Consider the following 10,976-nt stretch of genomic DNA (forward strand, 5'->3'; position numbering starts at 1 on the left):
CCATTTAGCTAAATCACCATTTAGCTAAATCAATTTTAAGGTGTATTTGTTTTATTTTCAAGCACAATCCTGTTAATTTTAGGTTATAATATTTTAACGTTTGTTAATAAATTGAATATTCTTGACAAAAAAAGTCGTGTTTTTTATCATAAGCCTATATATTTGGGTTTTTTGATACAATTATAATACACAAAGAATGGTTCCGAAAGGTAAACTCATCATCATTGGTGGCGCAATAAACACAGGTAGCTTCGCAGAAACGCAATTCGGACTACCTGAGAATATGAATTTTTTTGAGCGTGGAATTTTAAAACGGATTACTACAGAATCATTAAGAGATACTCAATCTCGCTTCGAGATCATCACTACAGCATCATTAATGCCCGAAAAGGTTGGTGAAGAATATATCAAGGCTTATGCACAATTAGACGTGCACAATGTTGGTGTGCTTAACATTACCAACCGTGAAGAAGCCAATTCAGATGAAAATTATGAACGTATCAAAGCAGCCGAAGTAATTATTTTTACCGGTGGTGATCAGCTCCGTCTTTCTTCAATTTTTGGTGGAACAAAAATCCATCAAATATTACTAGAGAAATACAGAAATGAACCTGTAGTAATTGCCGGTACTTCTGCAGGGGCGGCCGCAAGCTCTAAAAACATGATTTATCAGGGTAGCAGTAAAGATGCTTTGCTTAAGGGAGAGGTTAAAATTACCGGCGGATTAGGCTTTATTGATGATGTTATTGTTGATACACATTTTGTTCAACGCGGAAGAATTGGCCGCTTGTTATATGCCGCTGCCAGCAATCCTGGTATATTAGGGATTGGTCTTGGTGAAGATACGGGGCTTTTCATCTCTGATGGCCATACGATGGAAGCAATCGGCTCTGGCATGGTAATTTTAGTAGATGGCCGCAATATGGCCGATACCAATTTAACAGACGTAGAGATGGGTCAGCCTGTTTCAATTAAAAACATGGTGGTACATGTAATGTGCGATGGCGACGTTTATGATTTAACAAACCATAGCTTAGTAATCCATCATCCAAAGGTTGTTCCGGTAGGGTAATTCAGTTGGCAGTTAACAGTGGGCGATTTTCAGTTAGGACTTACCCAATCTTGATACTCGCTACTTATTTACTACAATACTCAAAAAAATGAAATTAATCATACACGGCGGCTTCTTCAGCGAATCGTCTACCAACCAGGAAACGAAAAAGGCTAAACAAGATGCTTTGGCTTCGATTGTTACGCTCGGACACGAGTATCTGAAAACACATACTGCTTTAGAAACCGTGGTGTATACTGTTGCGCTATTAGAAGATAACGAACTGTTTAACGCTGGTATCGGTTCGCAGATTCAAAGCGATGGAAAAGTGAGGTTGAGCGCAGCCCTAATGGATGGTAAAACAGAAAAATTTAGTGGTGTAATTAATGTAGAAGATGTTAAAAATCCTATACAGATTGCGCAGAGTTTATTAACATATGATGACCGGGTACTTAGTGGTGATGGTGCCCGGCAATTTGCCAGAACAAATGGATTTGAATATTTCAATCCGATTACCCCACAGCGCCAATCAGAATACGAAGCTAAATTAAACCAAAAGAACAATAAAGGAACGGTAGGCTGTGTAGCACTCGATGCAGATGGAAATTTAGCAGCAGCAACCTCCACCGGGGGAAAAGGATTCGAAATCCCTTGCCGGGTGAGTGACTCTGCAACCGTGGCAGGCAACTATGCCAATCAATATGCAGGTATTTCTTGTACCGGAGTAGGTGAAGATATTGTAAGCGGTGCCTTAGCCGCAAAAATTGTAACCCGTGTTACCGATGGTTTTTCTTTAAAGGAAGCATCAGATAAATCTTTTGCCGAACTTAAAGCTTTTGATGGCTTTGCGGGCGTTGTAGGCATTTCTGTAGCAGGCGAAGTGTACCATTGCGACTCGCATCCATACATGGTTTGGGCATCTTTTGATGTTAATTTACAGGTATTTAGCTAAAATTAGATTTAAAGTATTATTTTTGTTGCATGACCAAGATTGTATTGGCTTTAATTGGCCTTTTTGCATCATTACAACTACAAGCTCAAAATATAGATAAATCTGAGATCCAAGAACCTAACGGTAGTGCTATAAATATAGCGGTATCTAAATTTGACCTGGAAGACGGCAATTCTTTTTTTGAGGAAGCAGAAGATTTAGAGCGAAAAGGCGATTTCAACGAAGCCCTCACCTTATTTGGCAAAGCCGCTTTCGAATATAATGCCGTAAAAAACTTCAACAGGTACGGACAGGCCGTTATCAAGATGAGCAGTATGCATTATCAACTTGGCCGTTTCACTGATGCAGAGCAGATTCTTTTAAATGTGGCTTTAAAAAATTATTCTAAAACCGGAAACAGAGCAGGAGTAATGAACACCTATAACCTTTTAGGCAAAGTTTATCTGGCCAATACCAAGTATACCCAATCGATGTGGTTTTACACCCAACAGGGTATATTGGCAAAACAGCTAAAAAGCAACAATTCATATATCGAATCTATTTTAGGCATTGTTCAGGTTAAAATCAAAAAGAAAGATTTTACGCTTGCCCTGAGAGATCTGAAATCTGCCGAATGGCTTGCCAACTCGATTAAAACCACCCAGTACAAAACGCAAATCAAAGATGCCAGGGAAATGATCGCCAGCAAAACCACCAGTAAAAAGGTAAACCCAAGCTAGTTTAGATACTTATTTTTCTTTAAATCTTCCTACATCACTAATAATATAGCCCTTAAAGGTCTGTAATTGGTCAAATTTTGAGTATCGATCAAAACAAAAAATAACGCTCAACGTTCTACATAAGAAATTGTTAAATAAAAAGCTTTTAGTTAGATTTGATAAAGTTTTAACAAGAGACGGTAATAATGCTGTCTCTTTTTTGTTTTTTTGCTAAAATGGTATCATATTGGCTATATAGAATTGGAAATGGATTTTAAATCATTTAAAGAGATGTTAAAGAGAATATTTTTTGTAATTTTTACTGCGGCAGTACTTGCTTGTCATGCTGCACCTAAAACTCAGCCAATGGTTGAGGGTGTTACCAACGTAAAACCTGATGAGCAGCAACAACTTGTTATAAAAGAGGTTGTAAATTTGATTGAGAGTTATAATTATAAAAAAATTCAGATCAATGATTCTATATCTTCGATCATTTTAGATAAGTATATCAAGTCTTTAGATCAGGGTAAAAATTACTTTTTGGCTTCGGATATCAAAGAATTTGAAAAATACAGATATACTTTGGATGATGATTTCAAAAATGGCGATTTAAGCGGGCCGTTTTTCATCTATAACGTCTATGCCAAAAGGTTAAATGAATATTTTACCTATTCTTTAGCACAGATTAAAACTAAATATGATTTTAATCAAACCGACAGTTATGTATATGACCGGGAGAAGCAGCCTTGGGCAACTTCTTCAGCAGCATTAAACGATACCTGGAAAAAACGTGTTAAATACGAACTGATCAATTTAAATTTAGCTGGAACAGCAGAAGCAAAGAACGTAGAAACGTTAACTAAACGCTATCAGAACCTACAGTCGCAAACTTCAAAAACCAATAATCAGGATGTATTCCAGATTTTGATGGATGCTTTTACCGAATCTATTGATCCACATACCAATTATTTTAACCCAACCAACGCAGCAGCATTTAACGAAGATATGTCCCGTTCTTTCGAAGGTATTGGCGCCCGTTTACAATTAGAAAACGAGGTAGTTAAAATCTCAGAAATTATTGCTGGCGGACCTGCATTTAAAGGAAAACAACTGAGTGCTGGCGATCGTATTATTGCTGTAGCCCAGGGTGATGGAGAATTTGTTGACGTAGTGGGTTGGAGATTGGATAACACCGTATCGAAAATTAAAGGTCCGAAAGGAACCAAGGTGCGTTTAAAAGTTATCCCTGTTGGAAAAGAAATGTCTTCTAAACCAGTTATTATCGAATTGGTTCGCGATAAAATTGTTTTGGAAGAAACATCTGCCAAGAAAAAAGTTAAAACCATTAACAGTAATGGCAAAGATTATAAAATCGGGATTATTACCCTACCAGCGTTCTATGCGGATTTTAAAGCAGCAAATGCAGGTGATAAAAACTACAAAAGCACTACCCGCGATGTTAGAAAACTAATCGACTCGTTAAAAACATATGATAAGGTAAATGCAATCGTAATGGATTTACGTGGAAATGGTGGAGGCTCATTAGTTGAAGCGATCTCTTTAACTGGTTTATTTATAGATAGAGGGCCTGTAGTTCAGGTGAAAGATTTACGCGGTAAAATTGAAGTGGACGAGGATGAAAATAGCGGTGTAACCTGGGATGGGCCTTTTGGTGTAATTGTAGATCGTTTAAGCGCATCTGCATCAGAAATTTTCGCTGGTGCAATACAGGATTACGGCCGTGGTATTATTATGGGTAGCCAAACTTATGGTAAAGGTACCGTTCAATCTTCTATCGATTTAAACAAATTGGTAAACCCAAGTATGTTACAAAGGGTAGCAGGATTAATTTCTAAAGACAAAACCGTTGGCACATCGCCAAGCGGAGCAAGCCCGGCTGATATTAACTTAGGTCAGATTAACCTAACCATGGCCAAATTTTACCGTGTTGCAGGAAGCAGCACTCAGCATAAAGGTGTAACACCTGATGTTGTTTTCCCTTCAGTTTATCCGATGGATAAAATTGGAGAAGATACTGAATCATCTGCCTTACCATGGGACGTTATTCCAAACTCCAGCTTTAAAGCAGTTGCGAATCTGACCCCTGTTAAAGCACAGTTGGTTAAAAACAGCGAGCAGCGTATCGCAAACTCATTGGATTTTAAGTACCTGAAACAAGATATTGCCGATCTTAAAAAACGTGACAATGAAGTTTCTGTCACCTTAAATGAGGCAAAGCTTAAAGCTGAGCGCGACGCACAAGAAGCTAAAACACTTGCCAGACAGAATGAATTAAGGGCATTAAGAGGATTACCTGCCATTAAAAAAGGAGATAAAATTACCAAGCAAGATGCTTTCGATTTTATTGAAGATGAATCGTTAAAAGTAATGGGCGATTTTATGCAACAATCTGGTAACTATGTGATGAACTTAGGCTTGATGCCAAAGAATAACTAAGAAGAAATATTTCTATGGAAAGGCTGCTTTAGCAAAAACTAAAGCGGCCTTTTTGTTATTTCGGTGGTGTCAGATATTCCTATCTGACACTAAACCATCTTTGTTTTTAATCTATTTAACTGTCAGATGGCAACATCCGACAGCACGACAAAAGACCTCGTAGGTTTAAAACACTTATTTCTTCGCCGTTGGTTCAGTCTGTTTATTCAACTGCATGGCCATCATCTCTTTCATGGTTTTATTCATGCCATCGGCACTACCATCAAGAAAAATAACGTTTCCATCTCCGTTTTCTGCAAAATGTTTAATCGATTCAGTCCACATGGTAAATAAGATTACCGAAATATCCAGGTTGGCCTGCTCCATTTCCTGAGCGGCTTTACTCATACCATGAGCCACCTCTGCACGGAATAAAGCGATACCCTGCCCGCGTAACTGTGCAGCCTCGCGCTCGGCTGTAGCTGCAATTTTAATCGCATTACCATCCGCTTCGGCAGCTTTGGTTTTAGTAATTAATAATGCCTGCCCTTCGTTCTCAGCCGCTGCTTTTAAGTTGTTTGAAGCTACCACACGACTCATTGAACGCATAATTTCCTCATCAAAGGTAATATCATTCAATTGAAGATCCTGAAGATGATAACCCCATCCATCTAAAACCTGATCGATCTGCTCCTTAACGTGAAGTACAATTTCGTTGCGTTGGGCCAATACATTTGCCTGCTTTTGCGTAGCCACATACGCCCTGATCGAACCTTCAATGGTCCTGATTAGTGCCTGCATTAAGTTGGTCGCATCTACAAACTTAAAAGCTACATTTTTGATCGTTTCTTCATCCTGGTTTACCACAGAATATAATAGCATCGCCTTAAAATATACATTGGCCTGATCTTGTGTTACCGCTTGAAACGACAGCTCTACAGAGCGGTTTTGAATGGAAATACGAGAATAAATCTGCTCTATTAATGGAATTTTAAAATTTAAGCCCGGTCTTAACTGGCGGCGGTACTTGCCGAAAACGGTTACGACCGCAATGGTTCCCTGTTTAACGGTAACAAACGAGCTCAGCAGGATAATAAATCCTACAACAGCTATAATGTAAATGGTGTATTGCATAATTAGATTTTTTTATGAAGTTATAAAAAATTCATACAAACTACATCAGGCATTTTGTAGCTTTAAGTTTTTCTAACTAACTTATATACAATGAAAACTAAATTATTTCTTCCGGCGGCCGGCGTATTGCTTTTTGCTGCCTGCCAGAATAAAAGCCATCAAGATGCCGATGTGGTGAATGCACGCACCGAATTTTTCGATAAAGCCGGCATGGATACCACTGTAAAACCTGGCGATAACTTTTTCCTGTATGCCAATGGGAAATGGATGAAAAACACTGAAATTCCTAAAACAGAAACAGGCTGGGGTTCTTTTTATACTTTATATAACGATAACCTGAAAAATCTGAACAGCATTCTTGAAAGTGCTTCAAAAGCTAATGCTGCCAAAGGAAGTACTGAACAAAAAGTTGGCGATTTCTATACCAGTGGAATGGATACCCTTACCATTGAGAAATTGGGCATCGAACCTATAAAGCCGCTCTTAAATAAAATAGATGGGATTAAAAACGATAAGGATTTAATCAATTTTGTTGTCAACGGCTATAAAGATGGTGAGGGAGATTTATTGGGCTTTGGTGTAGAACCAGATGATAAATTAAGCACTAAAAATGCTTTGTCATTTTCGCAGGCCGGTCTCACCCTGCCTGATCGCAGCTATTATTTAGAACAGGATGATAAGGCAAAAAAAATCAGAGCCGAGTACATTAAATACATCACAAAAATTTTTAGCCTGGCAGGCGATTCTGCCAATGCAGCTAAATATGCCGACAATATTTTAAAACTGGAAACAGCTATTGCGCAATCGCATTCTACTCCTGTTCAACTGCGCGATCCACAGAAAAATTATAACAAAATGACCGTGGCTGACTTTCAAAAGCAGACGCCGAACATTGAGTGGAAATCTGTTTTAAGTAAATTGGGGGCAAGTACGGATACCGTTATTGTAAGGCAGCCAAAATATTATCAAACCTTATCAGCCCTGGTAAAAAGCCAGCCTATCGAAATTTGGAAAGAAAAATTAAAATTTGACGCTTTAAACAGATCGTCCAATGCTTTTACCAAAAAATTCAGAGATGCTAAATTCGATTTTTTCTCCAAAACGCTATATGGTCAACAGGCTCCAACAGAAAGATGGAAAGCCATCGTAAATGCTACCGATCGTAATTTAGGTGAGCTTTTAGGTCAGTTATATGCCGAAAAGTATTTTAAGCCTGAGGCTAAAGAGCGTATGTTAACCCTGGTAAACAATTTACAGAAAGTATATGCAGAAAGAATCCAGAAGGTAGATTGGATGACACCTGAAACCAAAAAGAAAGCTTTAGAAAAACTAAATGCATTTATCAAAAAAATCGGCTATCCTGATAAATGGAAAAAGTATGATGATGTTGAGGTTTCGAAAAACACTTATTATGCAAACCTTCAATCGGCGAGTAAACATGCCTACAAAGAAATGATGGATAAACTCGGCAAAAACGTTGATAAAACCGAGTGGGGAATGACTCCACCGACGGTTAATGCCTATTACAATCCGTCTTTCAACGAAATTGTTTTCCCTGCCGGAATTTTACAGTTCCCGTTCTTTGATTTTACCGCAGATGACGCCATTAACTATGGTGCAATAGGTGCTGTAATTGGTCACGAAATGACGCATGGTTTTGACGATCAAGGTCGCCAGTACGATGCAGTAGGCAACTTAAAAGAATGGTGGACAAAAGCCGATGCCGATAAATTTAAAACTAAGGCCGGTAAAGTAGAAACATTTTACAACAACTTCTCGCTGTTGGATAATCAGCATGTAAACGGTTCATTAACATTGGGCGAAAACCTTGCCGATATTGGTGGCTTAAACATTGCTTACGATGCCTTTAAATTAACTGAGCAAGGAAAAGGCGATAAAAAGGTTGATGGTTTTACTCCTGACCAACGTTTCTTTTTAAGCTTTGCCCAGGTATGGAGAATCAAAACCCGCGATGAAAGTATGCGTGTAAGGTTAAAAACAGATCCGCATAGCCCGGAGATGTTCCGAGTAAACGGCCCTGTTTATAATATGGAAGCATTTTACAAGGCATTCAATATTCCTGCAACAGCAAAAATGTATGTAACTCCGGCAAACAGATTAGGTGTTTGGTAAGTTACCTTTTCATTTAATAAAAGAAGTCCATTTCAGTCAATGAGATGGACTTCTTTGTTTCCTTAAAACAAAAACGATGATATTTTGTCTTTACCTTATTAAATAATAATCATATGAATGTAAAACGCACTTTTGGAACCATCTTAACCGTACTTGGTATAATTGGTTTAATATACGCTGGCTATGGTTTTGTAAGCCACAGCGAAAATACAAGGGGATTAATGGTTTATGGCATCATCGGACTTATATTCTTTGTATCAGGAATTGGCTTGGTGAAGAACACAAAGGACGAAAGTTAAACTAGGTTTCTCCTAAACTTTTTAGATAGTACAAACAATACAAAGCAGCTCCGATGGCTAAACCAAGATAGATCCCATCTTTAAAGTTATCAGCTTTCGTAGCCTGTAATATAATTGCTATCATACTATTGCTTCTTTTTGTGCTTGATGATCTGGTACTGCCTAAAAGCAACCAGGCAACCCGCCAGGATAATAATTCCTGCAGACAATAGGTTCTCAGAATTTTGGTTGATGTAGTAGGCTGCTGCCAATACTAAAATTGCAGCTGCAATACCTATAATATAATGAAGTATTAATCCTTTTTTCATACAACAAATATTCTGAAATAAATTGAGATTGATGTCGCAGAAGATTAATCTTTTAAACTGATCCTGTTATCAGCGAATTTTAGCTGATGGCCAATAAAATCAATATCTGTCAATTCTTTAATCCGTTTAAAGGCACCATAATTATCATCCAGAGTTAAACGGTTAATCATATCCTGTTTAACTGATACAATATCTGCATATAGAAAATCGCCCTTCGCATTTATTTTTAGTTGAACCAAGGGCGCAATACCATTATTGCCTTTTAAGCTAAACATGCCATAAGTGCAAAAATTACCCAAGCTGTAAGCGATGAATTTATTTTTATACACTTCAACAGCCCGGGTTACATGCGGGCCATGCCCCAGCACTACATCGGCACCGGCATCAATAACTGCATGTGCAAAGGCATAAACATTACCTCTGTTCTCTTTATAAAAAATTTCGTTTTTACGGGGAACATGTTCAAACCTTGCACCTTCACCACCGCCATGAAAAGAAACAATCACAATATCGGCCATCAATTTTAAGCGGGCAACCAAAGCCTTGGCACTGTCGATTTTATTAATCGATACCGTATTCTCGTTTGGCGCAAAGGCACAGAATGCATACTTTACACTATCTTTTTCAAAAACTTCAAAAGGTTTGTTTACCTGCCCGGCATAATGGATCTGCAGCGAATCTAAAATCCTTGCCGTATTTTTTCTTCCCCTGGCATCAAAATCACCAACATGGTTATTGGCGATGCTTAAAACATTAAATCCTGCATCCTTATATATCCCGGCATAACGCTCGGGCATTCTAAAAGCATAGCAGTTGTTTGGGTTAATGTCATTACATTTGTTCGAATTGCCTGAGTTGAGAAAACAGCCCTCTAAGTTTCCAAAAACAATATCTCCTTTTAATAAACTATCAACCGCCTGGAAGCTGTTTACAGCATCATCAGGAGGGAGGTTGCTTTTAGATGGAAAAGCGGAGCCGAGCATAATATCGCCAACAGCAGTAATGGAGATGGTATCCTTTATTTTTCTGATTAACGTATCTTGCCTGGCTACAGGCGTGGTAATCTGTGCATTATTGCTCGTGCAGCTAATTAAAATAACTATTGCGACGAAAGAAAGGATTAAGGTATTGAAAAACTTCATTCTTGATTTTATGGTATAAAAAAAAATCCTCCAAAATTTCTTTAGGAGGATTGTATATATTTTTACTGTCAACCGAAAATGGCCAACTGTTAACTGAACTATTCTACTGTAAATTCTTTCTTAAACGATTCTAAAACGCGACCGCCTTTGTAAAAATAGCGGCTGTAATAAGGCTCGTTCAGGTTGCTGATTACTACGCCACGAGAACTTGATGCATGTGCAAATCTGTTATCGCCAAGGTAAATACCAACATGTGAAATACTTCTGCTTTTAATCTTAAAGAAAACTAAATCGCCCTCTTTTAAATCTTCTTTAGACAGTGGATCCACCATACTAAAAATATCGCGCGAATTCCTTCTGATGGTAGTGTTGAAAACTTTATCATAAATCGCTTTAGTGAAAGCCGAACAATCGATCCCTCTTTTAGTGTTTCCACCATAACTATAAGGCGTTCCGATCCATTCGTAAATAAACTTGTACAGTTTTAAGTTCGAAGTTGCATCTACCGCAACACCCATAACCTGCGAAAAATATTGTGATGCAAGGTTGTCGGGATCATTTAATTCTTTACCAGATTCTTTTGTTTTTGTTTGCGCAAATGCGGCTGAGAGCGTACAAATAGCAATTAGAGTAGAAAACAAAAATTTTTTAATCATGTTATACAGTTATGTTTGGGTATTCACTTACACATTAACGTACACCACATGGGCTTATTGTTGGTTACCAAAAGTATTAATTATACAAATGTTATCCAAATGTTAGACGTTAAAAAACGAAAGTTATTAACATTTTTATTTTCCCATCATCATTTTTTGTGATAAAC

11 protein-coding genes are annotated in these 10,976 nt (G+C 37.9%); 6 read left to right on the forward strand and 5 right to left on the reverse strand.

Going from position 1 to position 10,976, the window contains the following annotated elements; all coding sequences use genetic code 11:
- Positions 1–196: 196 nt before the first annotated feature.
- The 4 genes from AC1DPQ_RS06430 to AC1DPQ_RS06445 all read left to right on the forward strand — a co-directional run bounded on the left by AC1DPQ_RS06430 (position 197) and on the right by AC1DPQ_RS06445 (position 5,158).
- Positions 197–1,072, forward strand: a complete 876-nt coding sequence (locus AC1DPQ_RS06430) for a cyanophycinase (protein WP_477578435.1) — start codon at positions 197–199, stop codon at positions 1,070–1,072.
- Between the two features lie 88 nt (positions 1,073–1,160).
- A complete protein-coding gene (locus AC1DPQ_RS06435; RefSeq protein ID WP_477578433.1) occupies positions 1,161–2,003 on the forward strand; it encodes an isoaspartyl peptidase/L-asparaginase in 843 nt (280 codons plus the stop codon).
- Positions 2,004–2,032: 29 nt separating this feature from the next.
- A complete protein-coding gene (locus tag AC1DPQ_RS06440) occupies positions 2,033–2,722 on the forward strand; it encodes a hypothetical protein (protein ID WP_477578432.1) in 690 nt (229 codons plus the stop codon).
- A gap of 270 nt (positions 2,723–2,992) precedes the next feature.
- The gene (locus AC1DPQ_RS06445; RefSeq protein ID WP_477578430.1) at positions 2,993–5,158 is read left to right on the forward strand and encodes a carboxy terminal-processing peptidase; all 2,166 of its coding nucleotides are present in this window, start codon (positions 2,993–2,995) and stop codon (positions 5,156–5,158) included.
- A 174-nt stretch (positions 5,159–5,332) separates the two neighbouring features.
- Here the strand turns inward: AC1DPQ_RS06445 and AC1DPQ_RS06450 are convergent, their stop codons facing one another.
- Positions 5,333–6,271, reverse strand: coding sequence for an SPFH domain-containing protein (locus AC1DPQ_RS06450; RefSeq protein ID WP_477608458.1), 939 nt, complete (start codon positions 6,269–6,271; stop codon positions 5,333–5,335).
- A 90-nt stretch (positions 6,272–6,361) separates the two neighbouring features.
- Between AC1DPQ_RS06450 and AC1DPQ_RS06455 the strand changes: the two genes are divergently transcribed.
- Positions 6,362–8,404 (forward strand): M13 family metallopeptidase, encoded by a 2,043-nt coding sequence (locus AC1DPQ_RS06455; protein WP_477608460.1) that lies wholly within the window; start codon positions 6,362–6,364, stop codon positions 8,402–8,404.
- Positions 8,405–8,517: 113 nt separating this feature from the next.
- Positions 8,518–8,703 (forward strand): hypothetical protein, encoded by a 186-nt coding sequence (locus AC1DPQ_RS06460; protein ID WP_029274977.1) that lies wholly within the window; start codon positions 8,518–8,520, stop codon positions 8,701–8,703.
- Position 8,704: 1 nt separating this feature from the next.
- Here AC1DPQ_RS06460 and AC1DPQ_RS06465 read toward each other — a convergent pair whose 3' ends face one another.
- The 4 genes from AC1DPQ_RS06465 to AC1DPQ_RS06480 all read right to left on the reverse strand — a co-directional run bounded on the left by AC1DPQ_RS06465 (position 8,705) and on the right by AC1DPQ_RS06480 (position 10,809).
- Positions 8,705–8,827 (reverse strand): hypothetical protein, encoded by a 123-nt coding sequence (locus tag AC1DPQ_RS06465; RefSeq protein WP_477578839.1) that lies wholly within the window; start codon positions 8,825–8,827, stop codon positions 8,705–8,707.
- Position 8,828: 1 nt separating this feature from the next.
- Complete coding sequence (locus AC1DPQ_RS06470; protein ID WP_477608462.1) at positions 8,829–9,011, reverse strand: hypothetical protein; 183 nt, start codon at positions 9,009–9,011, stop codon at positions 8,829–8,831.
- 44 nt (positions 9,012–9,055) lie between these two features.
- The gene (locus AC1DPQ_RS06475; protein WP_477578842.1) at positions 9,056–10,153 is read right to left on the reverse strand and encodes a CapA family protein; all 1,098 of its coding nucleotides are present in this window, start codon (positions 10,151–10,153) and stop codon (positions 9,056–9,058) included.
- Positions 10,154–10,251: 98 nt separating this feature from the next.
- Complete coding sequence (locus AC1DPQ_RS06480; RefSeq protein WP_029274974.1) at positions 10,252–10,809, reverse strand: C40 family peptidase; 558 nt, start codon at positions 10,807–10,809, stop codon at positions 10,252–10,254.
- Positions 10,810–10,976: the final 167 nt, after the last annotated feature.

It is taken from the genome of Pedobacter sp. 01T416_2 (assembly GCF_056398925.1).

Excerpts from the sequence above, each read along its gene's own strand:
- AC1DPQ_RS06435 (WP_477578433.1), top strand. The coding sequence starts at position 1,161 with ATGAAATTAATCATACACGGCGGCTTCTTCAGCGAATCGTCTACCAAC.
- AC1DPQ_RS06445 (WP_477578430.1), top strand. The coding sequence starts at position 2,993 with ATGTTAAAGAGAATATTTTTTGTAATTTTTACTGCGGCAGTACTTGCT.
- AC1DPQ_RS06465 (WP_477578839.1), bottom strand. The coding sequence starts at position 8,827 with ATGATAGCAATTATATTACAGGCTACGAAAGCTGATAACTTTAAAGAT.
- AC1DPQ_RS06475 (WP_477578842.1), bottom strand. The coding sequence starts at position 10,153 with ATGAAGTTTTTCAATACCTTAATCCTTTCTTTCGTCGCAATAGTTATT.
- AC1DPQ_RS06455 (WP_477608460.1), top strand. The coding sequence starts at position 6,362 with ATGAAAACTAAATTATTTCTTCCGGCGGCCGGCGTATTGCTTTTTGCT.
- AC1DPQ_RS06440 (WP_477578432.1), top strand. The coding sequence starts at position 2,033 with ATGACCAAGATTGTATTGGCTTTAATTGGCCTTTTTGCATCATTACAA.
- AC1DPQ_RS06480 (WP_029274974.1), bottom strand. The coding sequence starts at position 10,809 with ATGATTAAAAAATTTTTGTTTTCTACTCTAATTGCTATTTGTACGCTC.
- AC1DPQ_RS06460 (WP_029274977.1), top strand. The coding sequence starts at position 8,518 with ATGAATGTAAAACGCACTTTTGGAACCATCTTAACCGTACTTGGTATA.
- AC1DPQ_RS06430 (WP_477578435.1), top strand. The coding sequence starts at position 197 with ATGGTTCCGAAAGGTAAACTCATCATCATTGGTGGCGCAATAAACACA.
- AC1DPQ_RS06450 (WP_477608458.1), bottom strand. The coding sequence starts at position 6,271 with ATGCAATACACCATTTACATTATAGCTGTTGTAGGATTTATTATCCTG.
- AC1DPQ_RS06470 (WP_477608462.1), bottom strand. The coding sequence starts at position 9,011 with ATGAAAAAAGGATTAATACTTCATTATATTATAGGTATTGCAGCTGCA.